This window comes from Streptomyces sp. NPDC053367 (assembly GCF_044545925.1).
Taxonomy (GTDB): Bacteria; Actinomycetota; Actinomycetes; order Streptomycetales; family Streptomycetaceae; genus Streptomyces.
The window spans coordinates 1,048,060-1,072,876 of the sequence record NZ_JBITYN010000001.1; the positions used below are offsets into that span (position 1 = coordinate 1,048,060).

Here is a 24,817-nt window from a genome sequence, read left to right on the forward strand (position 1 = left end):
GGGGAGTTGTCATGAGTCAGGCACAGCAGACCTGTCAGCGGCCGGGCTGCGGCGGCAGCTACGAGGACGTCGGCGGCGGCGAACTGTACTGCGACACCTGCGGTCTCGCGCCGGTGGTGTCGTCGTCCGGCCTGGTCGGCTCGCCGCCCACCGGCGTCACCGGCGGCAACGACGGCTCCGGCAGCGGGAGTTCCCGCTCCAGCTCGCGCGCCAGCTCCCGTACGTCGTCGCAGTCGTCGAAATCGCGCCGCTCGGTGTCGGGCCGGCTCTCGCGCTCGTTGTCGGGCGCCGCCACCAGCCGCTCGGTGTCGGTGCGCAGCTCCGGCTCCTCCACCGGCAGCTCCAGCCGCGGCCGGCTGGGCGCGGGCCTGGTGCAGGTGCCGCAGGTCCCGCGGCCCGACCCGCGCGCGATGGTGCTGGAGAACCCGGAGGTGCCCGAGCGCAAGCGGTTCTGCTCGCAGTCCTCCTGCGGCGCTCCGGTGGGCCGCTCCCGCGGTGACCGGCCCGGCCGCACCGAGGGCTTCTGCACCAAGTGCGGCCACCCGTACTCCTTCGTGCCGAAGCTGAAGGCCGGCGACGTGGTGCACGGCCAGTACGAGGTCGCGGGCTGCCTGGCGCACGGCGGGCTCGGCTGGGTCTACCTCGCCGTCGACCGCGCGGTCTCCGACCGCTGGGTGGTCCTCAAGGGCCTGCTCGACACGGGCGACCAGGACGCGATGGCCGCGGCGATCTCCGAGCGGCGCTTCCTCGCGGAGATCGAGCACGCCAACATCGTGCGGATCTACAACTTCGTCGAGCACCTCGACCAGCGCACCGGCTCCCTCGACGGCTACATCGTCATGGAGTACGTCGGCGGCAAGTCCCTCAAGGAGATCGCCAACGCCCGCCGCACCCCCGACGGCCGCCGTGACCCGCTGCCGGTGGAGCAGGCCTGCGCGTACGGCATCGAGGCCCTGGAGGCGCTCGGCCATCTGCACAGCCGCAATCTGCTGTACTGCGACTTCAAGGTCGACAACGCCATCCAGACCGAGGACCAGCTCAAGCTGATCGACATGGGCGCGGTGCGCCGCATGGACGACGACGAGTCCGCGATCTACGGCACGGTCGGCTACCAGGCGCCCGAGGTCGCCGACGTCGGCCCGTCGGTGGCCAGCGACCTGTACACGGTGGGCCGCACGCTCGCCGTCCTCACCTTCGACTTCCAGGGCTACACCCGCGAATACACCGACTCGCTGCCCGACCCGGACACCATCGAGGTCTTCCGGCGCTACGAGTCCTTCTACCGGCTCCTCGTCCGCGCCACCGACCCCGACCCGGCCCGCCGGTTCGCCTCCGCGCAGGAGATGAGCGAGCAGCTCACCGGTGTCCTGCGCGAGGTGGTGTCGCTGCAGACGGGTCGGGCGCGGCCCGCGCTGTCGACGCTGTTCGGGCCGGAACTGCGGGTGACGGACACGGAGTTGGTGCCCCGTCTGGAGGGTGAGGTGTCCCTGCTGGGGGCGCGCCGGGTACCGACGGGCCGACGGGCTGCCGGTGCCGGAGGCACTCAGGTGCTCGGTGCCGGAGGCACTCAGGTGCTCGGTGCCGGAGGTGCCCAGGTGCTCGGTGCCGGAGGCTCTCAGGTGCTGGGCGGTGGAGCCGGTCAGGGGCTCGGTGCCGGAGGCACTCAGGTGCCGGGTCGTGGCGGAGGGGCCGGGCTGGTCAAGGCTGTCGACGCGCCGGCCGCCGCGCTCGCGCTGCCCGTGCCGCGGGTCGATCCGGCCGACCCCAACGCCGGTTTCCTGGCCGGCCTGTTGGCGACCGCGCCGGCCGAGCTGCTGGGCGCCCTCGCGGCGGCCCCCGCCCCGTCGGTCGAGACCCGGCTGCGGCAGATCCGGGCCTGGCTGGAGAACGGCGACGCGGCGGCCGCGCTGAACGCGCTGGCCGGGCTGGAGGCGGAGCGGCCCGACGACTGGCGGGTGGTCTGGTACCGGGGCGTGGCCTCGCTGGTCACCGGCGACCGGGAGGGCGCGGCGCTGGCGTTCGACGCGCTGTACGACGCCTTCCCCGGCGAGACGGCCCCGAAGCTGGCGCTGGGCCTGTGCGCGGAGGTGCTGGGCCAGTTGGACAACGCCGCCGAGTACTACCGGCTGGTGTGGACGACCGACCCCGGCCATGTGAGCGCCGCGTTCGGACTGGCCCGGGTGCAGCTCGCCACGGGTGACCGGCGGGCCGCCGTGGCCACGCTGGAGTCGGTGCCCGAGTCGTCCATCCACTACACCGCGGCCCGGGTCGCCGCCGTCCGGGCCCGGCTGCGGCAGCGGACCGCGACCGCCGGCGACGTATCGTTCCTGGAGGATCTGACCGCCGCCGCGCGGCAGGTCGAGGCGCTGGACGCGTACGGTTTGGACCCCACCCGGCGCGAGCAGTTGTCCGCTGAAGTGCTCGGCTGCGCCCTGGACTGGATACTCTCCGGTGGCCAGGGTTCCGCTCCTCCCGCCGCCGGAGGACGGACGCTGCTGGGCAGCGGCCTGGACGAGCGGGGTCTCAGATTCGGCCTGGAACGCTCGTACCGCACGCTGGCCCGGCTGGCGCAGGGCGGCGAGGAGAGGATCGACCTGGTGGAACGTGCCAACCGTTACCGCCCCCGGACGTGGGTGTAATTGATGTCGCAGATGCCCCAGCAGGCCTCGTTGTCGAGGTGTCCGAGCTGTGCGGAGCCGCTGGAGTCGGGTGACCGTTTCTGCGGTGCGTGCGGATACGACCTGTCCGCCGTGCCCGAACGGCCCGGCGATCAGCCGACGCTGGCCATGAACGGCTCCGCGCCGGCCGCCGGCGCGCCCTGGCCGGGTGCCGCCGAGCCGGACTCCGCCGACATCCCGGCGCCGGTGCACCTGCCGACGGATCTCCGGGGCACGGACTCCGGCGGTGGCCCCCTGCACGCGGCCACCGCCGTGCCACCGGCCCCCGCGGCGGCCCCGGCCGTCCCGGCGCCGCCCGCCGCCGCGCCGGTCGTCCCGCCGCCCCCGGCTGCCACACCGGCTGCCGCAGCGGCCACCGCGCCCGTCACGGACGTACGGTTCGATCACCCGGCCACCGAGCCGGACGAGTACCCGCTGCAGGCGCCCGACCCGCGCGTCGCGGAGCTCGGCGCGCTGGGCGAGGAGCCGACGCTGTGCGTGGCCTGCCGGGCGGGCAGTGTGGACGGCGACGGGTACTGCGAGAACTGCGGGCACGCCCAGCCGCGCGAGCGCGACCACATGGAGCAGGAGTGCGGCCCGGTCGCGGCCGTCAGCGACCGCGGTCTGCGCCACCACCGCAACGAGGACGCGTTCGCCGTGGCCGCCACCGCGCTGCCCGACGGCACTCCGGCCGTGCTGGCCGTCGTCTGCGACGGCGTGTCCTCCGCGACCCGTCCCGACGAGGCCTCCCTCGCCGCGTCCAGGGCGGCGAGCGACTCCCTGCTGGCGGCGCTGCCGCGCGGCGCCCACCCGCAGACCGCGATGCACGAGGCGATCGTCGCGGCTTCGCACGCCGTCAACTCCCTCGCGGAGGAGCCGGAGGCGGCGGGCGAGCACGCCCCGCACCAGAACGCCCCGGCCTGCACCCTGGTCGGCGCGGTCGTCACCGCCGGGCTGCTGGTCGTCGGCTGGGTCGGCGACAGCCGCGCCTACTGGGTGCCGCTGGACCGCTCCGCGCCCGCCGCCCGGCTCACCGAGGACGACTCCTGGGCCGCGCAGATGGTCGCCGCGGGCCTGATGAGCGAGGCCGAGGCGTACGCCGACGAGCGCGCCCACGCGATCACCGGCTGGCTGGGCGCCGACGCGTACGAACTGGAGCCGCACACCGCGTCGTTCAAACCGGACCGGCCCGGTGTGGTGATCGTCTGCACCGACGGCCTGTGGAACTACGCGGAGGCGGCCGAGGAGATGGCCGACGCCGTCCCCCTGGACGCGGCCGTACGTCCGCTGCACAGCGCGCGCGTTCTGGTCGGCCACGCCCTGGACGGCGGGGGCCACGACAACGTAACAGTGGCGGTCGTGCCGTTCCCGGCACCGCCTCAGGGGGCAGGATCGGCCTGAGAGGCCGCACGCGATACCACGCACAACGGGGAAGCAGCGGCGGGCCGGAGGGGACCGGCCCGTCCACAGTCATCGGCCCCGCCGCGGCGGGACCGTCGAGGGGGATTCACCAGGCATGGCCAATTTCTCGAAGTCGAACGTGCCGCAGTTCTCGGTGGACGTGTACCAGAACGAGTACCTGCCGGAGGGCGGCCGCGAGGTCAACGCGATCGTCACCGTCACCGCGACCGGCGGCGGCACCGTCGGCACCGCGGGGACCGCGCCCCACGTCTACACGCCCGGCCACGGCCCGTCCGCCGCGGTGGCGCTGATGGTCGACTGCTCGGGCTCGATGGACTACCCGCCGACCAAGATGCGCAACGCCCGTGACGCCACGGCCGCCGCGATCGACACCCTGCGCGACGGCACGCGCTTCGCGGTGATCGGCGGCACCCATGTCGCCAAGCAGATCTACCCGGGCGGCGGGGCCCTCGCGGTCGCCGACGCCACCACGCGCGCGCAGGCCAAGGAGGCGCTGCGCAAGCTGAACGCGGGCGGCGGCACCGCCATCGGCACCTGGCTGCGGCTCGCCGACCGGCTGCTGTCCTCCGCGGACGTCGCCATCCGGCACGGCATCCTGCTCACCGACGGCCGCAACGAACACGAGTCACCTGAGGATCTGCGCGCCGCGCTGGACGCCTGCGCCGGGCGTTTCACCTGTGACGCGCGCGGCGTGGGCACCGACTGGGAAGTGAAAGAAGTCACAGGGATCGCCTCGGCCCTGCTCGGCACCGCCGACATCGTCGCCGACCCGGCGGGCCTCGCCGCCGACTTCACGCGGATGATGGAGACGGCGATGGGCAAGGAGGTCGCGGACGTCGCCCTCCGGCTGTGGACGCCGGTCGGCACGACCATCAAGTTCGTCAAGCAAGTCGCGCCCACCGTCGTCGCGTTGACCGACCGCCGCACCGAGGCGGGGCCGCGCGCCGGGGACTACCCGACGGGGTCCTGGGGCGACGAGTCCCGCGACTACCACGTGTGTGTCGAGGTCCCGGCCGCCGGCGTCGGCCAGGAGATGCTGGCCGCCCGGGTGTCCCTGGTGATCCCGCAACCCGACGGCAGCGTGCAGAACCTGGGCGCCCAGGGCCTCGTACGGGCCGTGTGGACCGACGACATGGCCGCCTCCACGTCGATCAACCCCCAGGTCGCCCACTACACCGGCCAGGCCGAACTGGCCCAGGTCATCCAACAGGGCCTGGATGCGCGCAAAGCGGGCGATTTCGATGGAGCAACGGCCAAACTGGGCCGTGCCGTTCAGCTCGCGAGCGCCTCCGGGAACGGCGATACTGCGAAACTGCTTGCGAAGGTGGTGGACGTGGTCGACGCGGCGACAGGTACTGTGCGACTGAAGGCGAAGGTCGCGGAGGCCGACGAGATGACCCTCGAGACCCGGTCCACCAAAACCGTTCGTGTAAAGAAGTAACGAAGCAACGCCGTACGACCCTTGCAGGGCACCGAAGGAGAGGGGGACGCGCCGACATGCCGACCTGCCCGAACGGACACCAGTCGGGTTCCGACGACTGGTGCGAGGTCTGCGGTCACCGCATGGCCGGTGCCGTACCGCCCCCGCCCCCTCCGCCGCCCCCGCCGACCAGCGGCTACGGCTTCCCGCCGCCGGGCGGCCCCGGCGGCGGGCCGGCCCCGCACCCGGGCGCGGCCCCGAATCGCGAGCCGGAGCTGTGCCCGCAGTGCCGTACGCCCCGTGAGGGCGGTGCGCCGTTCTGCGAGGAGTGCCGGTGGAACTTCCTCACCAACACGGCCACCTCGTACACGCCCGCCGCGCCTCGCCCGCCGGCCGGTGGGCCGGGCGCGCCCTTCCAGCGGCCGCCCGCGGGGCCGTCGTACGGCGGCGGTACCGACTCCTTCGACTACCAGAGCTCGCGTCCCTCCCAGGTGAACCGCCCCGCCGAGCCGCTCCCGCCCGGCCCGCCCTTCGGCACCGACCCGTCCCGCCCGGTCCCGCCCCCGCCGGGGCCGACGCCGGGTGCGCCGGGCATGCCCGGCGGTCCGGGGTCGGGTCCGGCCTTCTCGGCTGGTCCCGGGGGGCCGGGTGGTCCGGGTGGTCCGGGAGCAGGCCCTGGCGGTCCCGGTGGACCCGGTGGTGGTCCTGGCTCGGGTGCCGCGTTCCCCGGTGGTCCGGGTGGGCCCGGCGGTCACGGTGGTCCGGGTGGACCCGGCGGTCCCGGTGCTCCGGGTGGGCCCGGCTCGGGTCCCGCGTTCCCCGGTGCCCCGGGTGGACCCGGCGGTCCCGGTGCGGGTCCCGGCGGTCCCGGCGGTCCCGGTGCGGGTCCCGGTGGCCCCGGTGCCGGACCCGGTGCCCCGCAGGCCTTCCACCGGCCCGGTCCGCCGCCCGCGCCCGCGTTCCCGCAGGAGAACGGCCGTCCGCAGGGTCCGGCCTCCGGCGGTGACGACGACTGGCTGCTCCCGCCGCCGTCCTCCACCGGGCCCGGTGGCCAGGGAGGTCCCGGCGGTCCCGGCGGTCCGGGTGGCCCCGGCGCCCCGGGCGGTTACGGCTACCCGCAGCCCGGCCAGGCCCAGGCCGCCCCGCCCGCGCCGGCGCGACCGGCGACCTGGACGGCGACGATCGGGCCGGACCGCGAGTACTTCATGGCGATGATGCAGCGCTCCGGTCCCGAGGCCGCGGGGCTGAACCTGCCCGCGTACTCGCCGGAGCAGCAGCGCACGCTGACCGGCAACCAGATCACCATCGGCCGTCGCCGGCACTCCACCGGCGAGACGCCGGACATCGATCTGTCGGTGCCGCCGGAGGACCCGGGTGTCTCGCATCAGCACGCGGTGCTGGTGCAGCAGCCGGACGGCGGCTGGGCCGTCGTCGACCAGAACTCGACGAACGGCACGACCGTGAACGGCTCCGAGGAGCCGATCCAGCCCTTCGTCCCGGTGCCGTTGCAGGACGGCGACCGGGTTCATGTGGGGGCCTGGACCACGATCACCGTTCGCCGCGGGTGAGCTTCGGCGCCGTGGTCGTTCACATCGGTGAGCGACTGCGGCGCCTTCGTCGTTCGCCGGGCAGTTCCCCGCGGCCCCTTTCAGGGGGTCTTCGGCAGGGGCCAGCCATAAGGCCCCGTCGGCTCGTCCAGCCACGCCCAGGCGTGTCCGCCGGACACCGTGATGCCGTAGCGCCGCCTCCCCGGCCGGCCCTCCCTCTCCCAGAGGGCATACGCCTCCTGCGGGTCGAGGGCCCCCCTGGTCAGGGCCAGCAGGAAGCGGAACAGGTCGTCGTCCCTGCCGGCACGCGGCACCCCGGCGAGGGAAGCCTGGTCCCTCGCGGGCCGAGGGGTGCCCCGTAGCGGCACGAAGTAGGCGGGGGTGTCCAAGAAGCCTCCCTCCGCATATGTGGCGTCGGTCACCTCCAGCAGCACCAGCCCTGTCGCGAGCGGGGTCAGTACGCGGCCGCCGGGCCGGCACTGCTCCAGCCACGCCGGGGGAATGCTCGGCAGGGCGCAGGTGGCGATGATCCGGTCGAAGGGGGCGCGCTCGGGGACGCCGCGCGCCCCGTCACCGGTGACGACGACCGGGTGGTGGCCCGCCGCGTCGAGGTGCCGGCGGGCGGACTCGGTGATCTCCGGGTCGAGGTCGACGGTCGTGACGAGTTCGTCGTCCCCGAGGCGGTGGGCCAGCAGCGCGGCGTTGTAGCCGGTGCCGGCCCCGATCTCCAGGACGCGGTGGCCGTCGCGTACGCCGAGCGCGGCGAGCATCTCCGCCATGAGCGAGGGCTGACTGCTGGAGGACATCAGCTCCCCGTCGCGCAGCCGGGTGGCCAGCGGCTCGTCGGCGTACGCCCCGCGCAGCCAGCGGGCGCGTGCCGCCGGGTCGGGATGCTCGCTCCAGCGGCGCTCGTAACCGCCGGCGCCGGCGACGTAGTAGAACGGCACGAACAGATGGCGCGGTACGGCGAGGAACACCTCCCGCCACACCGGGTCGGCGGCGAAGGCCCCGCTCGCGTCGATCTCCCGCACCAGGTCCGCCCGTGCGACGGCGGCGAGGTCCTCCAGGCTCGGGTCGGCAGTGCCCATGGCTCCACTGTCCTGCGCATCCCGTCCGGGGGCGAGCACCGCAGGTCCGCCGGGAGCACGGAAGGCCGGTCCTAAGCCTTGAGTCCTCGGTCCCCCCGTCTGAGACCATGGGGGGCGTGACAGAGATTAGGCGCGGCACGCTTCAGGAGCAGACCTTCTACGAGCAGGTCGGCGGTGAGGAGACCTTCCGCCGCCTGGTCCACCGTTTCTACGAGGGAGTCGCCGAGGACCCGCTGCTGCGGCCGATGTACCCGGAGGAGGACCTGGGTCCGGCCGAGGAGCGCCTGGCGCTGTTCCTCATGCAGTACTGGGGCGGCCCCACGACGTACAGCGAGAACCGCGGTCACCCCAGGCTGCGCATGCGCCACGCCCCCTTCACCGTCGACCGCGCGGCGCACGACGCGTGGCTGAAGCACATGCGGGCGGCCGTGGACGAGCTGGGCCTGTCCGAGGAGCACGAGCGGACGCTGTGGAACTACCTGGAGTACGCGGCGGCGTCGATGGTCAACACGGCGGACTGACCGGCCGACCCGCTGGCCCTCTGACCGGCCGACCGGCCGACCTGAATTCCGAATTCCGGTCCTGGAGTGCCGAATTCCGGTCACAATCCGGTCAAGCCTGATCCACAAGCGCTTACCCGCGCCGCCGCCCTCTGACAGCATCGCCCGAAAGTCCGGGCACGGCGGCGACGCGACGGCGGGGGGGCCGGGTGACGGGGTTCACGGGGGCTGCGGGTTTCGTGCTGCTGCGCGCACGCGCGCACCGGCTGCTGCTGGCCGCCGCGCTGCTGACCGTCCTGCTGACCACCGCCGTCCTGGCGACCCTCACCGCCTACTCGGGCGCGATCGGCGACGCCGCCCTGCGGCAGGCGCTGCGCGATCCGCGCAACGCCTCCGACACCGCCCTGATCGTCAAGGCGGACGTCCCGCGCGAGGACCGCGCCGCCGCCGACACCGCCGTACGCGACGGTGCGCGCCGTGCCTTCGGCGGCTTCCCGGTGACCGTGCGCACCCTGACCCGCTCCGGCTCCTACGGGCTGCCGGGCACGGCCGAGGGCGAGGAGCCGGATCTGACGTACTTCGCCGCGCTGGACGCGGCGCAGGTGCGGCTGGTGTCGGGGCGGCTGCCACGACCGGTCGGCGGAGGCACGGCCAGGACGGCCGGCAGCGGCACGAGCGAGGCGGCCGGCGGCGCCCCCATCGAGGTGGCCGCCCCGCAGAGCGCCGCCGAGCGGCTGCGGCTGAGGCCGGGCGACCTGCTCACCCTCACCGACCGGCTCGACGGCCCGGACGTACGCGTGCGCGTCACCGGCGTCTACCGGCCGGCGAAGGCGACGGACCCGTACTGGGAGCTGGACGACCTCGGCGGGCGCGGCGTCAAGCAGGGCGGCTTCACGACGTACGGACCCCTGCTGGCCACCCTCGCCACCGTGACGGACGGCCGGGTGAGCGAGGGGCCCTCCGGCTGGCTGGCCTCGGCGGACTTCTCCACGATCACCGCCGACCGGATCGCCGCCCTGCGCGAGGCGGCCCTCACCCACAGCGCCGCCCTGCGCGAGGAGCCCGCGCTGAGCGGCGCCACGGCCGCCACCACCGACCTGCCCGTGGTCCTGGACCGCGTCGAGCGTTCCCGGCTGGTCTCCCGCTCCACCCTCCTGATCGTCTCCCTGCTGCTGGTGCTGCTCGCCCTGTACGCACTGCTGCTGGTGGCGCGGCTGCTGAGCAGCGAACGCGCGGGCGAGACCCGGCTGCTGCGGGCTCGCGGCGCCTCCCGCGCCCGGGTCGCCGGGCACGCCGCGCTGGAGGCGCTGCTGCTGGCCGTGCCCGCGGTCGTCGCGGCGCCGCTGCTGGCCGGGCCGCTGACCGGGCTGCTCGCCGGGCAGGGGGCGCTGGCCCGGATCGGGCTGCGCCTGGACGGCCCCGGCCGCGGTGACCCGGACGTCTGGCTGGTCGCGGGCGGCACGGCCCTCGGGTGCGCCCTCGCGGTGACGCTGCCCGCGCTGACCGCGCAGGGCTTCCGGGCGGGCCGGGCCCGTGCGCTGCCCGCCCCGCTGCGCGCGGGCGCGGACCTGGCCCTGCTGGTGGTGGCCGCCGTCGCGTACTGGCAGCTCGACCAGCAGGACTCCGGCGCGGTCACCGACGACTCCTCCGGCACCCTCGGCGTCGATCCGCTGCTGGTGGCCGCGCCCGCTCTCGCGCTGCTCGCCGGGACCGTACTGACGCTGCGTCTGCTGCCGCCGCTGGCCCGGCTCGCCGAACGCCGCGCGGCCGGCGGCCGGGGCGTCGCCGCGGCGCTGGCCGGCTGGCAGCTGAGCCGCCGCCCGATGCGCGGCGCGGGCCCGGTGCTGCTGCTGGTGCTGGCCATCGCGCTCGGCATGATGGCCATCGGCCAGGGCGCCTCCTGGGAGCGCTCGCAGGACGACCAGGCCGACTTCCGGGCGGGTGCGCCGATCCGGGTGCTGGCCGCCGGGGACGCCGAGCTCGGCCGCACCGACGCCTACGCCGGCGCCCCGCACGTCACCGGCGTGGCCCCGGCCGTCCGCCAGACCCAGACCCTGTCCGGCAACCGCTCGGCGACCGTGCTCGCGCTGGACACCGCGCAGGCCGCGGACGCGATGCTGCTGCGGCCGGACCTCGCGCCGGAGCCGGTACGCCCGCTGCTGTCCGGGCTCGGCCCGGAACACGAACCGGCCGGCCCCACGGTGCCCGCGGGCACCACCCGGCTGCGGCTGGCCCTGAGCCTCGCCGCCCGCCCCGACTCCGGTACCCGGGCCGACGTCACGGTCGCCCTGGTGGACGGCCACGGCATCCCCTACCAGCTCCCCGCGTCGGCAGCCCTGCCCTGCGACGGCCGCCGCCACACCGTCCCCGTCGACCTGCCCGCCGTGCCCGCCGGGGTGCGGCTCACCGGCCTGGAACTCGCCATGCCGCAGCCCATGGGCGTCAGCGAGCAGCACCGCGTCACCCTGCGGGGGATCACCGCGGAGTCCGCCGACGGCACCGTACGGCCGGTGGAGCCGCCGTCGTCCTGGACGGCGACGACCTCCACCGACGAGGAGGACCCCTTCCCGGACTCCCTCACCGTCCCGACCCAGCCGGACGTGACGTCCGAGCGGCCCTTCACCGTCGAGTACGGCACCGGGCACACGCCCGCCGAGGAGTTCGTCCTGCCCTACACGCTGACCGTCCGGCTGGCCGTCGCCCAGCCGGGGACACCCGACCTGACCGCGGTCGCCACCGACGGCTACCTCACCGCCACCGGCGCCCGCACCGGCGACGAGGTCGACCTCACCTTCGGCGGCGAGACCCTCCCGGTGAGGATCGTGGCCGCCGTCCGGGCCCTGCCCACCACACCCGACGACCACGACGGCGCCGCGATCCTCGTCGACCTGCGCTCGGTCGACCAGGCGCTCGCCGAGCTGGACAGCGGCATCGTCCCCACCGAGTGGTGGCTCACCTCCGACAGCCCCCGCGAGACGGCGGCCGCGCTGCGGGCCCGGCCCGACCTGGACCCGGCGCAGGTGCTGGTGCGCGACGAGATCGCCGCCGAACTGCGCGACGACCCCTTCGGCGCGGGCCCCGGCGCCGCCTTCGCCGCGGCGGCGATCGTCGCGGCGGCCCTGGCCGCGGTGGGCTTCGCGGTGAGCGCGGCCGGGTCGCTGCGCGAGCGGGACGCCGAGTTCGCCGTGCTGCGCGCGCTCGGCGCGAGCCGCCGCAGACTGGCCCGTGCGATCGCCGCCGAACAGGGCGTCCTCGTCGGCCTAGCGCTGCTGGCGGGCGCGGCCCTGGGCGCCGTACTGGCCCGGGCGGTGATCCCGCTGATCGTGCTGACCGCGCAGGCCACCCGCCCGGTACCGGAGCTGCGGGTGGAGCTGCCGCCCGGCCGGGTGGCGCTCCTGCTCGCGGCGGTGGTCGTCACCCCGCTGCTGGTGACGGCCGTACTCGCGCTGCGCCGGGCGGATCCGGCGACGGCGCTGCGGCAGGGGGGTGAGTGAGAATGCCGTCGAAGAGGTCCGTGCACGCGCCCTGGGTGCGCACCCGGCTGCGGGCCGCGCCCGGTGCCGCAGTGGCGCTGGCCGTGCTGGTGGCGCTGACCGCCTGTCTGGCGGCCGCGTTCCCGCGCGCCCTGGACCGCTACCAGGACGCGGGCCTGCGCCGGGCGGTCGCGGACGCCCGCCCCGACCGCACGACCCTGCAGCTGTACGCGCCGCAGCCCGGCCCGGACCTGGAGCCGGAGCAGCAGGAGAAGTCCATGCGTCCGGCCCGGCTCGCCGCCGAGTACTCCGGCGTCGTGGACAGCGTTCCCGCCCCGCTCGCCGTCGACCCCGCCCAGTCGTCGTACGGTGTGCGCACCGAAGCCGCCATGGAGGTCCCGGACGCCTTCCTCGCCCGCCCGCACGGGCTGCCCGCGCGGGTCACGCTCGCCGCCCAGAACGGCCTGGCCGGCCACTCCCGGCTCGCCGAGGGCCGGCTGCCGCACGCCGCCGCCGGATCGGTGACCCGCACGGCCGCCGAGGTCGAGGCCGCGGTGACCGCGGAGACCGCGGAGAGCCTGCACATCGAGGTCGGTTCGGTCGTCCACGTCCCCGGGCTGGTGCGCGGCTCCCTAGCCGTGCGGATCACCGGCATCGTCACCCCGCGCGATCCGTCCGGCGCCTACTGGTCGACCACGCAGCTCCTGCGCACCCCCGCCCTGGTGTACGTCCCCGGCGACCCGGACCGCAGGGCCTACTGGCTCGGCGCGCTGCTGCTCCCGCCCGAGGCCGGCCCGGTGCTCCTCGGCACCGTCGGGGCCCCGGTCCGCTACTGGAACCTGGCCCCCGACCCGCGCGGCCTGCACGGCTACGACCTGGACCGCCTGAAGTCCGCCGTGGCCTCCGTCGAGAGCGGCCCGGCCCTGCGCGACGCCCGCCTGTACACCGACGAGCGCACGGAGGCCGTCACCGACCTCGACGACGTCCTCGGCTCCTACGGTCGACTCGCCGACCGCATCGCCCCGTTGACCGCCGTCGCCGCGTTCGGCGCGGGCACGGTCGCGCTGGTCGTGCTGCTGATGGCGGGCGGCCTCGCCGCCGACCGCCGCCGCGCCGAACTCGCCCTGCTCCGCGCCCGCGGCGCCTCCCTGCCGGGACTGACCGTCCGGCTGCTCGGCGAGACGGCCACCGTGGCGCTGCCCGCGGCCGCCGCCGGCCTCACCGCCGCCGTGCTCACGCTGCCGGGCGCCCGGCTCGGCCCGGCCGCGCTCACCGCCCTGGCGGTCACCGCCGTCGCCGCCCTCGCCCTGCCGCTGCGCGCCGCCGCCGACCACCGCACCGTCGGCGTGCACAGCGCCCGCACCGACATCACCGCCGTACGGCCCTCCCTGCGCCGTACGGTCGCCGAGCTCACCCTGCTGGTGCTGGCGGCGGGCGCCGTGGAGACACTGCGCCGGCGCGGCACGGCCGACGGCGACGCCCTGATGTCCGCCGCGCCCGTGCTGGTCGCGGCCATCGCCGCCCTGCTGCTGGTACGCCTCTACCCGCTGCCGCTGCGGGGTCTGGCCCGTCCGGCCGCCCGGCTGCGGGGCGCGGTCGGCCATCTGTCACTGGCCCGCGCGGGCCGCGGCTCCACCTCGGCGGTCCTGCCGCTGCTCGCCCTGTCGACCGCCCTGACCACCGCCGCGTTCGGCGGCTCCGTCCTGGCCGGCGTGCGCGAGACCCGGGACGCCGCCGCGCTGCTCGCCGTGGGCGCCGACGCCCGCGTCGAGGCCGTCGGGGGCCTGCCCGCCGCACTGCCCGACCGGGTCCGCCGTACGCCCGGCGTGAGCGGCGTGACCGAGGCGAGCATCGCCTACCAGGCCCGGCCGGGCGGCCGCCGGCAGACCCTGCCGGTGGCGGGCGTCGACCCCGCGGCGTACGCGGCCCTCGCCGAGCGCACGGGCCTCGGCGCCTTCGACGTACGGCAGTTGCGGCGACCGGATTCCAAGGGCGCGCCCCTCCCGGCCCTGGCCTCCCCGGCCGCCGCCCAGAACTACGGCACCGCGCCCTTCGAGATCCGGATGCAGGACGGCACGTTCATCACGGTCCGTATCACCGTCGTACGGGACCTCACCCCCGCCCTGTCCGGCACCGACTTCCTGATCGTGGACCGCGCGGGGCTGAGCCGTGAGGCGGCCCGCCCGACCGTGCTGCTGGTGACCGGTGGCGGCATCGACGCGACCGCGCTGCGCGAGGCGGCGGAACCCCGCGCGGACGTCCAGCTGCGCGCCGAGGAGCGCACCCGCTACGTCGACTCGCCCCTGCAGTCCGGCGCCGAGCGCGTCTACGCCGCCGCGGTCACGGCCGGCGCCGGCTACGCCGTCCTCACCCTGCTGCTGTCCCTGCTGCGTAACGCGCCCGAACACCGCGCCCTGCTGGCCCGCCTGCGCACCATGGGCCTCACCCGCGCCCAGGGCCGACGCCTGCTGGTCCTGGAGTCCCTCCCCCAGGCGGGCCTCGCCGCACTGGGCGGAGTCCTCACCGGCTGGGCCACCATCCGCCTGCTCGCCCCGGGCGTCGACCTGACCGTCCTCGCGCTGCCGTCGGCGACCTCGTCACCGGTGCCCGCCGAGCTGCGCACGGACGCGCTGTCCCTCGCCGTGCCGGCGGCCGCGGTGCTGCTCGTCACCGTGGGCGTGGCCGCACTGCAGGCCTGGTGGACGGGCCGACGCGGGTCGGTGACGGAGCTGAGGGCGGGGGACGCGCGATGAACGGCGACCGAACCGGGCACGGCAGGCGCACGATGACCGGCGACCGAACCGGGCACGGGACACGCGCGATCACCGGCGACCGAACCGGGCACGGGACACGCACGATGACCGGCAACCGAACCGGGCACGGGACACGCACGATGACCGGCAACCGAACCGGGCACGGCAGGCGCGATCACCGTCGACCGAACCGGGCACGCGGCACACGCGGTGACCGTCGACCGAACCGAGTACGCGGCACACGCAATCATCACCGGCGACCGAACCGGGCACGGCATGCGCGCGATGACGGTACGAAGCCGCTGTGGAGGAGAGCCACGATGACGACGACGAATCCGACGCTCGCCGACCTGGCCGAGCGCGCCAAGGCGGCCCGCTCCACGCCCGCCTACGGCCACGACGCGCTGATCACCTGCGACCGGCTGGTCCGCGTCTTCACCGCCGACGGCGTGGAGGTGCAGGCGCTGCAGGGCCTGGACCTGCTGGTCCGTGAGGGCGAGCTGATGGCGCTGGTCGGCGCGTCCGGCAGCGGCAAGTCCACGCTGATGAACATCCTCGCCGGCCTGGACACCCCCACCGCGGGCGCCGCGAGGGTCGCGGGCCGCGATCTGCTGACCATGTCGGCCAAGAACCGTCTCGCCTACCGCCGCGAGGTCGTCGGCTTCGTCTGGCAGCAGACCTCCCGCAACCTGCTGCCATATCTGACCGCCGTACAGAACGTCATGCTGCCCATGCGGCTGTCCGGGGCCCACCGGCGCCGCCGCGCCCAGGCCGAACGGGCCCTGGCGCTCCTGGACATGCTCCAGATCGCCGACTGCCGGGACCGGCGCCCGCACCAGATGTCCGGGGGCCAGCAGCAGCGCTGCGCGATCGCGGTGGCCCTGGCCGGCGACCCGGCGGTGCTGCTCGCCGACGAACCCACCGGCGAACTCGACACCCACACGGCCGAGCAGGTCTTCAGCGCCTTCCGCACCGCGAACGAGCAGCTCGGCACGACCGTCGTCATCGTCACCCACGACCAGGCCGTAGCCGGCGAGGTCCGCCGGACCGTCGCCATCCGCGACGGCCGGACCTCCACCGAGGTGCTCCGGCGCAGCCGCATCGACGAGGAGACCGGCCACGAGACGGTCGTGGCCCGCGAGTACGCCATGCTCGACCGGGCGGGCCGCCTCCAGCTGCCGGCGGAGTACACGAAGGCACTGGGGATGCGCGACAGGGTGGCGCTGGAACTGGAGGAGGACCACATCGGGGTGTGGCCGGACGACGACGTGTCCTGAGGCCCGCGGTCAGCGGACGCTGATCCCCAGCGCCCCGACACCGGCCCGGCGTACGGCGACGGACCCGAAGGCGGTGCGCAGCCGAAGCCAGGCGCCGCAGGAGAGGAGCACGGGGTCGTCCCCGCGCAGGAACCCCAGGGCCTGCGCGGCGTGCACGGCCCGCACCGGCAGCCCGGTGTCGGCGACGGTCCGCGACCAGATGTCCCGCCCGATCCGGTCGAGTTCGGCGCGTGTACGCAGCTCGGGCGCCAACTCCTCCGTACGGGAGCGGAATTCGGCGACGACGGAGGCGACCATGCCGCGCAGCGAGTCCACGGCCGGCAGCCCGCCCACGGCCTCCCACCCGCCACGGGGCGGAAGCACCCCGGCCCAGGGGGGCCCGGTCACCGCGGCCGGAACCGAGACGGTGGCGGCCGACTCGTCGACGGCGTCCAGCAGTTCACCGGCGGAGACGGTGACGTCGAGGGTCACGTCGAGCCCGTCCTCGTACGGCTTGGCGAGCCGCACCGCGCGCACGGCGAGCACCTCGAAGGACGGCGGCCGCCCGAAGACGGCCAGCGCGGTCCCGGCGGCCTGCAACCGCACCGCGGCCGCGCGGTCGTAGTGGAGCAGCCGGGAGAGGAAGGCCGCGAGGTCCGCGGCCTCCCCGTCGTCGGCCAGCTGGAGCACCGTCATGCGGCGACGGCCTCCTCCTCGGACTCGGCCGGGTCGTCGTCCGTGTACTCCAGGAGGAACTCGCGCTCCTCCTCGGTGATCCGGCGGGGCCGCTGCGCCTCGAAGTCGAAGGGCACGATGACCGTCGAGGCGCGCACGTAGACGACGTCGCCGTCCTTCACCTCGTAGGAGAGGGTGAAGGACGCGGCACGGATCTCGGTGACCCACAGCTCGATGTCCACGGGCGTGTGCCGGTGGACGAGCTGCCGTTTGTAGTCGATCTCGTGGCGCGCCACCACGGACCCCTGCTGGAAGTCCTTGTCCGGGCGGAAGAGGAAGTCGATACGGGCTTCCTCCAGGTAGCGCAGGAACACCACGTTGTTGACGTGGCCGTACGCGTCCATGTCCGCCCAGCGCAGCGGGCAGCGGTAGAGGTGGCGCACGAGATCAGCCCCGGGTCAGCTTCTTGTAGGTGGCACGGTGCGGACGCGCCGCGTCCGGGCCGAGCCGCTCGATCTTGTTCTTCTCGTACGACTCGAAGTTGCCCTCGAACCAGAACCACTTGGAGTCACCCTCGTAGGCGAGGATGTGCGTGGCGACCCGGTCCAGGAACCACCGGTCGTGGGAGACGACCACGGCGCAGCCGGGGAAGTCGAGCAGCGCGTTCTCGAGGCTGGACAGGGTCTCGACGTCGAGGTCGTTGGTCGGCTCGTCGAGGAGCAGCAGGTTGCCGCCCTGCTTGAGGGTGAGGGCGAGGTTCAGCCGGTTGCGCTCACCGCCGGACAGGACACCGGCCGGCTTCTGCTGGTCGGGGCCCTTGAAGCCGAACGCGGAGACGTAGGCGCGCGAAGGCATCTCGACCTGGCCGACGTTGATGTAGTCGAGCTCGTCGGAGACGACGGCCCACAGCGTCTTCTTCGGGTCGATGTTCTCGCGGCTCTGGTCGACGTAGGAGATCTTGACGGTCTCGCCGACCTTGATCGAACCGGAGTCGGGCGTCTCGAGCCCCTGGATCATCTTGAACAGGGTGGTCTTGCCGGCGCCGTTGGGGCCGATGACACCGACGATGCCGTTGCGCGGCAGCGTGAAGGAGAGGTCGTCGATGAGGACCTTCTCGCCGAAGGCCTTGCTGAGGTTGTTGACCTCGACGACGATGCTGCCCAGACGCGGGCCCGGCGGGATCTGGATCTCCTCGAAGTCCAGCTTCCGCATCTTCTCGGCCTCGGCGGCCATCTCCTCGTAGCGGGCGAGACGGGCCTTCGACTTCGCCTGCCGGCCCTTGGCGTTGGAGCGAACCCATTCGAGCTCCTCCTTCAGCCGCTTGGCCCGCTTGGCGTCCTTCTGCCCCTCGACCTTCAGACGGGTCTGCTTGGTCTCCAGGTAGGTGGAGTAGTTGCCCTCGTACGGGTACGCACGCCCGCGGTCGAGCTCGAGGATCCACTCGGCGACGTTGTCGAGGAAGTACCGGTCGTGGGTGATGGCCACGACGGTGCCCGCGTACTTGGCGAGGTGCTGCTCCAGCCAGTTCACGGACTCGGCGTCGAGGTGGTTGGTGGGCTCGTCGAGGAGCAGCAGGTCGGGGGCCTCGAGCAGCAGCTTGCACAGCGCCACACGCCGCTTCTCACCACCGGAGAGGTTCACGACGGGCCAGTCGCCGGGCGGGCAGCCCAGTGCGTCCATGGCCTGCTCCAGCTGGGCGTCGAGGTCCCACGCGTTGGCGTGGTCGAGCTCCTCCTGCAGCTTGCCCATCTCGTCGAGCAGCGCGTCCGAGTAGTCGGTCGCCATCAGCTCGGCGATCTCGTTGAACCGGTCGAGCTTGCCCTTGATCTCGGCGACGCCGTCCTGGACGTTCTCCAGCACGGTCTTGCTCTCGTCGAGCTTCGGCTCCTGCATCAGGATGCCGACGCTGTAACCGGGCGTGATGAAGGCGTCACCGTTCGACGGCTGCTCCAGCCCCGCCATGATCTTCAGAACGGTCGACTTACCGGCACCGTTCGGGCCGACGACGCCGATCTTCGCCCCGGGGAGGAAGTTCAGGGTGACGTCATCGAGGATCACCTTGTCGCCGTGCGCTTTGCGCGCCTTGCGCATGGTGTAAATGAACTCAGCCAAGAGAAACCGTCCGGCAGCTTGAAATCAGGCAGTGGGCAGATACACCCCATCTTGCCGGACGGCTACCCCTGGGGGGAAATACGTATGACCAGGGGGCTGTGACCTGGGCTTTCGCACTTGCTGCCTGTGGGCCACCTATCACTGTCGGTCGCTCTTGGGTGCCCTCGGGGGCGTCGGACGGCCCTAGGACGGCCCAGCCGGACCCCTGGCCGAGCCCGGCCGTTGTCAGTACCTGCGGCTATGGTGCGTTCGCCATCGAGGGGGACGCTCTGGGGAGGGGCCATGGGAGCCAAGACGGGACTGCTGGTGTATGCCGACGGGGACGTACCGGGGTTGCTGCGTCAAGTGGGGACGGCGGACCTTGATCGCACGCTCGCGACGATGCGGCGCCTCTATCCGGTCTGCGAGATCGAGCAGTGCGGGGGCTCGAATCTCGGGGACGGCGTGTACCCCCCGAAAGGGACGGTGTACGCGGCCAGCTGGCCGGGCGTCGAGGTAATCGGCGATCAAGGGGTGATGATCGACGCCCCCTCCGAGCTTCCGGAACACCTGGTGGCGGCGAGCGCCGGCCGACGGCTCGTCCTCCACGCCATGCACAGCGTCGTCGACTGGCTCGCGTTCGCCGTGTGGGAGGACGGACGCCTGGCCCGCTCCCTGAGCCTTTCCCCCGACAGCGGCATCATCGAGAACATCGGCGAACCGCTCCCCTTCGAACTTCCCTACTGGGCCGGAGACCGCCCGGCCGACATCATTCCCTGGCCCGGCGAGGAAGAGGAGCCGTACCCTCTCCCCTTCCATCCCCTGGACCTGGGCGAAGACGCCCTGCGGGCACTCTGCGGCTTCGTCCAGGAGGGTCGTCCCGAGCCGGATGACGTCGACGCGGACGCCGTCGAGCTGTTCGGATTTCAGGTGCGGGATCGGCAGGGGCCTGCCCCTTTCCAGGAAGAAGCGAAGCTGCGCAGTGCCGTGGAGGCCATGGAGCCGCCGCGTTTCTATTCCCTGGGCCCTGACGGCTCATTGATCGAGCGGCCCGGCCTCTGAGCCGCTCAGGGTCTTCCGTCAGCTGACTGTGGATCCCGAAGGAGGAGACCACCGGCGACCACCGGCCCGTGGGCCGCGATGAACCGAGCCGGGCGCGGGTGGCGTACGGCCTCTCCGCCGGAGCGAGGTGCCCGGGGCGCCGGTGGCCCAGGGGCATAGGCCGTCCGCCCCGGCACATCGGCGCCCCGAGGCCCAGCACCCGGAGACGACCCGGCCGCCCCACCCCGCAGGGCGCTCAGTCCCCCGGCTCCGGCCGCCGGTCCCGCAGCAGCACCAGCGCGGCGCCCCCGATCACCACCAGCCCGATGGCCGTGCCCCCGATGACCGGCGTGAGGTCCGTGCCGCCCGTCTCGGCGAGGTTGACGTCGGCAGGGGTGCCGCCGACCGTGGCCGGGCTGGGCTCCGTCATCAGCTGGGTGCGGTCGTCGGAGGTCGTGTCGCCCTGGGTGTGGCAGTCGAGGACGCCGGTGAAGCGCTTCGTGAGGCCGCCGGGGCCCTCGATGGTGAAGTCGTAGGCCTGGTCCTCCTGGAGCGGGACCGTGACCGTGCGGGACGCGCCCGCCGGGATGGTGTGCTCGACGCCCATGAGCTCGAAGGTGAACGGCTCGTCACCGGAGTTGGCCGCGGTGATGTCCACCCCGCCCTCGGCGCAGTTCTCCCGCGCCGACAGGGCCGGTATCGCCCCGGTCTCCGCCCAGGTCGCGCTCGCCGTGGCGGACACGGTCGACTCGCTGGAGCCGGCCAGGATCTGCGTCTGGCTGCGGCTCTCGGCGGCGAAGGCACGCCCGACCGGCACCGTGGTGGAGGCCTGCACGGTCAGCTCGGCCGAGCCGGCCAGGGCGTCCGCGGGGACCTCGAAGAAGATGCGGCTGCCGTCCCGCGCGGAGGTGACGTCCTTGCCGTCCTTGCCGACGATCCGCACCCCGCTGGCCATCGCGTCCACGGGCGGCGTCAGCGTCACGCCCTGCGCGTTGGTGTGCACGGTCACCGGGCCGAGCAGCTCCCCCGGCTTCCCGGACACCGCGGGCGGGTCCAGGGTCAGCGAGGCACGCGGCTCCGGCAGCGAGCGGGCCCTCTTCTCCAGATAGTCGGCGAGGCGCTCGGCCTGCGGGTCGAGGGCCCGCACGTCGGCGTCGTCGGACCAGCGCCAGATCGCCACCTGCGTGCCGGCCGCCGCGTCCTGCTCGGTCAGTCCTCCGCCGATGCCCGCCCGCCGGGCCAGCGCGGCGAGGTCGTTGACCTGCGGGTAGGAGTTCTGCACGATCCAGCGGATCCGCCCGGCGTCCTTGTTGGCCCCCAGCGAGGTCCCGCTCCAGGACGTCTCGTGGTACTTGGCCTCCCGCTGGGTCGGGTTGTACAGGTCGACGCAGTACGTCCGCAGGGCGCCGCCGCCCTCGACGGACATCTCGAACAGGCCCGCCGGGACCTCCTGGTCGCCGTCCTCGCCGTGGATCACGGCCGTGCCGTACGTCTCCAGGCCGTCCATGGTGGCGATCGCCCCGCCCTGTCCCCGAGTCGCCGCGTCCTCGGCGGCGGCCGCACCCGCGCCCGCCAGCACCCCGGCGGCGAAGAGTCCGGACACCAGCGTCGCGGCGGCCAGGCGGCGCACCGCACCCCGCCTGCGCACGGTCACCGTGGCCGGCGCGGAGAGCGAAGACATCACGCGATTCCCCTTCGAGCAGGACCAGTTGAGCGGCACCGGAGGACCCGACCCGGCTCCCACCAGCGGCATCAGAAGCCCCAAGAGCTATGTCCCGCATCCTAGGGAGGCTGCGGAGCCCTCTTCTCCGTCAGATAGTCGGACCGGTGATCCGACTCGCAATCGTTATCGCCGGAACGAGCCTCCGAGCTGGGCTTATCGACAAATCCACCTGTTCGTCCACAGTGCATCCACCGATGATCCATGGATGATCCATGGATCATCGGTGGATCATCGGTGGATCGATCAGCCGCTGACCACCCCCGGCCGACTGACGTCACGTCACCGCAACTGCCTCGGCGCGCAGTTGCTTCTCCTTCTCACCCTTGGGCGAATCCTCCACGGGTGTCTCCCAGTTGGGTTCGGGCTGCTGCTGCGCCACCCCCGTCGGCCCCGTCGGCCCCGCCTCCCCCGCTTCCGCCTTGGTTCCACCGCCCCGCCGGAAGGCCGACGTCCCCCGCGCCAGGTCGTGGCCGATCGCCACCGCGTCGATGTCGGCGGACGTCCAGTTCTGCCCGTCGCGCACGTCCTGACGCACCTTCAGCCGACCCTGGACGACGACGGGGTCGCCGACACCCAGCGACGCCGACGCGTTGGTGGCGAGCTGGCGAGCGGCCCACACCGTGAAGAAGTTGGTGTGCCCGTCCGTCCACACCTCCTTCTCGCGGTCCCGGTACCGGGCGGTCACCGCCAGCCGGAACCGCGCCGACGGCCCCGACGCCAGTTCCCGGTACACCGGCTGGGTCGCCACCCGGCCCACCACGCAGATCATCGTCTCGTTCATCGCGAACCCCTCCCGCGCCCGGCCCCCGGGGCCGAGCGGACTCGCGTACGGGCCAGTCCCGTACGGCTGCGAGCCAGACTGCCCCGCACCGCACCACCCCCACCGAGCCCTGTGGACTCCGTCCCCACCTGTGGAAAACCCCGCCACCCGCCCGAGTGAACACCGGCCCCGCCTCACGAGATCACCCACAGGTCACCCGCAAGTGATCACTCCTGAGACGCCTCTCGGAGCCCACTGCGGAACGGCTCTCAGCCCACCCCCACCACCCGCCCGTACTGCTCCCGGACCTCCCGGTACCGCAGCAGCTCCGCCGCCACCGGATCCAGCACCCGCGCCCGCCCGCACCCCGCGGCCGCCTCCCGCAGCCGGCGTTCGGCCTCCTGCCCGTACCGCCGGGCCGGCCCCCGGGCGGCCATCCGGCAGCTCCACTCCACCAGCGGCCCACCGACGATACCGAGCACCATCAACAGCACCGGCACGCCCAGATTGGGCGCCATGACTCCGACGATCTGCCCCACCAGCCACAGGCCACCGACCACCTGCAGCAACGTCATCGAGGCCTGCACCAGCACCGCCACCGGCCACCACCCCGGCCGCGGCGGACGCCCCGGCGGCAGCCCGGCCCGGGCGGCCAGTTGGTCCAGCGCCTCGGGCAGCCCATGGGCACCACGAGCGGCCGCCTCGCGCACCGCCTGCGCCCAGGCCGCGGGCAGCCCGGCCGCGGCCCGGTCGGCCACGATCCTCACCGCCGTCTCCACGCGCTGCCGCGCGGTGGCCTCCTCGTCGGCCTGGGTACGCAACACCATCCGGCCGGTGGGAGGTTCGCGCCGGTCCTGGAACCACCGCCACAGCCGCAGCCACGGCGTCCCGCACGCCCGGTTGGCGTTGCGCAGCCACGCGCGCTCGGCGGCCTCGCCCGCCGCGGTGGCGCCGACGGCGTCCGCGAGCCGGGCGGCGAACTCGTCGCGCGCCTCCTCACTGAGCCCGGCCCGCCGCCCCGTCGCGTACACCGGCCGCAGCCCGGCCGCCGCCGCGTCCAGGTCCGCCGAGATACGCCGGGCCGGCGCCCCGCGCTCGGCGACGAACCGCCCCAGGCATTCGCGCAGCTCACCGACGCCCTCCCCGGTGAGCGCGCTCAGGGCGAGCACATGGGCGCCCGGTTCGTCGTACTCGCCGAGGGCGATCCCGTCCTCGTCCAGCAGCCTGCGCAGATCGTCGAGGACCTGCTCGGTGGCCTCGCCGGGCAGCCGGTCGACCTGGTTGAGGACGACGAACATGACCTCCGCGTGCCCGGCCATCGGCCGCAGATAGCGCTCGTGCAGCACGGCGTCGGCGTACTTCTCCGGGTCCAGCACCCAGATGATCGCGTCGACCAGCGCGAGCACCCGCTCGGCCTGCTCGCGGTGCTGTACGGCCGCCGAGTCCAGGTCGGGCAGGTCGACCAGCACCAGCCCGCGGAGCTGCGCCTCCGCCTCCGGGCTCTGCACCGGCCGGCGGCGCAGCCGTCCCGGAATGCCCAACCGGTCGATCAGCGGGGCCGCCCCGTCGCTCCAACTGCACGCGATGGGCGAGGCGGTGGTCGGCCGACGCACGCCCGTCTCCGAGATGGTCACCCCGGCGAGCGAGTTGAACAACTGCGACTTGCCGCTTCCGGTGGCGCCCGCGATGGCGACGACCGTGTGCTGCCCCGACAGCCTGCGCCGCGCGGCCGCCTCGTCGAGGACCCGGCCCGCGTCCGAGAGCGTCCGGCTGTCCAGCCGGGTCCTGGACAGCCCCACCAGCTCCCGCAACGCGTCCAGCCGCGCCCGCAGCGCCCCGTCGTACGCCAGCGGCGCGGAGCTCTGCGCCACGGACGCCCGGACCTCCACGACCGACGCCGGCACCTGCTCGCCCTCGTTCACCCGCCGTGCGATGAGCCCGTCGTCCCAGACGTCCCCGGCCCCGGACTCGCTCCGCGAGGCGTCGTCGCCGGTACGACGTGAGGTGCCGTGGTCGGTACGACGTGAGGCACCACCGGTGTCGGCACGGCTGCGCCCCTTCCCCTCGGCCACACGCGTGTGCCCGCTGTCGGAGACCTTCTGAGGGGCAGGGTCGGCCGGTCCGGGCTCGGGGCCGGACTCCTCGGGCTCGGCGACAGGCTCGGCCGCACCGCAAACGGCCCCGCCGCTCTCGCCACCGTCACCAGAGTCACTGACGTCACTCACATCGCTCTCCCCAGCGATCTCCGAACTCCCGGTGTCCCCGGCCTCTCCCCTGAGGTCGCGACGATCCATGTCCTCTGCGGCCTCTGGATGCTCGGTGTGATCGATGCGATCGATGCGATCTGTGTGATGGGTGTGATGGGTGTGATGGGTGTGATCCATGTGATCTGAGCGGTCCGTGTGGTGGTC

17 protein-coding genes are annotated in these 24,817 nt (G+C 74.1%); 10 read left to right on the forward strand and 7 right to left on the reverse strand.

Features of this window, described 5'->3' with window-relative positions; all coding sequences use genetic code 11:
* Positions 1-11 precede the first annotated feature (11 nt).
* The 4 genes from ACIGXJ_RS04815 (at position 12) to ACIGXJ_RS04830 (ending at position 7,067) form a co-directional block, all read left to right on the forward strand.
* Positions 12-2,639: a tetratricopeptide repeat protein gene (locus tag ACIGXJ_RS04815; protein ID WP_399641620.1), complete on the forward strand. Its 2,628-nt coding sequence runs from the start codon at positions 12-14 to the stop codon at positions 2,637-2,639.
* Between the two features lie 3 nt (positions 2,640-2,642).
* Entirely contained in the window at positions 2,643-4,058 is a 1,416-nt protein-coding gene (locus ACIGXJ_RS04820; RefSeq protein ID WP_399641622.1) for a PP2C family serine/threonine-protein phosphatase, read from the forward strand.
* Between the two features lie 115 nt (positions 4,059-4,173).
* Positions 4,174-5,520: a VWA domain-containing protein gene (locus ACIGXJ_RS04825; protein ID WP_399641624.1), complete on the forward strand. Its 1,347-nt coding sequence runs from the start codon at positions 4,174-4,176 to the stop codon at positions 5,518-5,520.
* A gap of 56 nt (positions 5,521-5,576) precedes the next feature.
* Positions 5,577-7,067: an FHA domain-containing protein gene (locus ACIGXJ_RS04830; protein WP_399641626.1), complete on the forward strand. Its 1,491-nt coding sequence runs from the start codon at positions 5,577-5,579 to the stop codon at positions 7,065-7,067.
* A gap of 80 nt (positions 7,068-7,147) precedes the next feature.
* Here the strand turns inward: ACIGXJ_RS04830 and ACIGXJ_RS04835 are convergent, their stop codons facing one another.
* Complete coding sequence (locus tag ACIGXJ_RS04835) at positions 7,148-8,134, reverse strand: methyltransferase domain-containing protein (RefSeq protein WP_399641628.1); 987 nt, start codon at positions 8,132-8,134, stop codon at positions 7,148-7,150.
* A gap of 107 nt (positions 8,135-8,241) precedes the next feature.
* On the opposite strand from ACIGXJ_RS04835, the gene ACIGXJ_RS04840 reads away from it, so the two are divergent.
* From ACIGXJ_RS04840 to ACIGXJ_RS04855, 4 genes are all read left to right on the forward strand, one after another.
* The gene (locus ACIGXJ_RS04840; protein WP_399641630.1) at positions 8,242-8,655 is read left to right on the forward strand and encodes a globin; all 414 of its coding nucleotides are present in this window, start codon (positions 8,242-8,244) and stop codon (positions 8,653-8,655) included.
* Between the two features lie 188 nt (positions 8,656-8,843).
* Positions 8,844-12,128 carry an FtsX-like permease family protein gene (locus ACIGXJ_RS04845; RefSeq protein WP_399641632.1) on the forward strand — a complete coding sequence of 1,095 codons (3,285 nt, stop codon included), beginning with the start codon at positions 8,844-8,846 and terminating at the stop codon, positions 12,126-12,128.
* Between the two features lie 2 nt (positions 12,129-12,130).
* Positions 12,131-14,860, forward strand: a complete 2,730-nt coding sequence (locus tag ACIGXJ_RS04850) for an FtsX-like permease family protein (RefSeq protein WP_399641633.1) — start codon at positions 12,131-12,133, stop codon at positions 14,858-14,860.
* 320 nt (positions 14,861-15,180) lie between these two features.
* The gene (locus ACIGXJ_RS04855) at positions 15,181-16,137 is read left to right on the forward strand and encodes an ABC transporter ATP-binding protein (protein ID WP_399641635.1); all 957 of its coding nucleotides are present in this window, start codon (positions 15,181-15,183) and stop codon (positions 16,135-16,137) included.
* Between the two features lie 9 nt (positions 16,138-16,146).
* Here the strand turns inward: ACIGXJ_RS04855 and ACIGXJ_RS04860 are convergent, their stop codons facing one another.
* The 3 genes from ACIGXJ_RS04860 to ettA are packed head-to-tail and all read right to left on the reverse strand — an operon-like array spanning position 16,147 to position 18,903.
* Entirely contained in the window at positions 16,147-16,812 is a 666-nt protein-coding gene (locus ACIGXJ_RS04860) for a hypothetical protein (RefSeq protein WP_399641637.1), read from the reverse strand.
* Complete coding sequence (locus tag ACIGXJ_RS04865) at positions 16,809-17,234, reverse strand: acyl-CoA thioesterase (protein WP_399641639.1); 426 nt, start codon at positions 17,232-17,234, stop codon at positions 16,809-16,811. Before ACIGXJ_RS04865 ends, ACIGXJ_RS04860 begins: the two co-directional genes overlap by 4 nt.
* Positions 17,235-17,238: 4 nt before the next feature.
* Entirely contained in the window at positions 17,239-18,903 is a 1,665-nt protein-coding gene (gene ettA / locus ACIGXJ_RS04870) for an energy-dependent translational throttle protein EttA (RefSeq protein ID WP_399641641.1), read from the reverse strand.
* 282 nt (positions 18,904-19,185) lie between these two features.
* On the opposite strand from ettA, the gene ACIGXJ_RS04875 reads away from it, so the two are divergent.
* Entirely contained in the window at positions 19,186-19,944 is a 759-nt protein-coding gene (locus ACIGXJ_RS04875; RefSeq protein ID WP_399641642.1) for a DUF6928 family protein, read from the forward strand.
* Positions 19,945-20,179: 235 nt separating this feature from the next.
* Here ACIGXJ_RS04875 and ACIGXJ_RS04880 read toward each other — a convergent pair whose 3' ends face one another.
* The 3 genes from ACIGXJ_RS04880 to ACIGXJ_RS04890 form a co-directional block, all read right to left on the reverse strand.
* Positions 20,180-21,604: a Cys-Gln thioester bond-forming surface protein gene (locus ACIGXJ_RS04880; protein WP_399641644.1), complete on the reverse strand. Its 1,425-nt coding sequence runs from the start codon at positions 21,602-21,604 to the stop codon at positions 20,180-20,182.
* Positions 21,605-21,920: 316 nt separating this feature from the next.
* A complete protein-coding gene (locus ACIGXJ_RS04885; protein WP_399641646.1) occupies positions 21,921-22,427 on the reverse strand; it encodes a single-stranded DNA-binding protein in 507 nt (168 codons plus the stop codon).
* Positions 22,428-22,675: 248 nt separating this feature from the next.
* Positions 22,676-24,478 carry a GTPase gene (locus tag ACIGXJ_RS04890; RefSeq protein WP_399641647.1) on the reverse strand — a complete coding sequence of 601 codons (1,803 nt, stop codon included), beginning with the start codon at positions 24,476-24,478 and terminating at the stop codon, positions 22,676-22,678.
* Positions 24,479-24,484: 6 nt separating this feature from the next.
* Here ACIGXJ_RS04890 and ACIGXJ_RS04895 point away from each other — a divergent pair, with 6 nt between their 5' ends.
* Positions 24,485-24,799: a hypothetical protein gene (locus ACIGXJ_RS04895; RefSeq protein WP_399641649.1), complete on the forward strand. Its 315-nt coding sequence runs from the start codon at positions 24,485-24,487 to the stop codon at positions 24,797-24,799.
* The last annotated feature ends 18 nt before the right edge of the window (positions 24,800-24,817 follow it).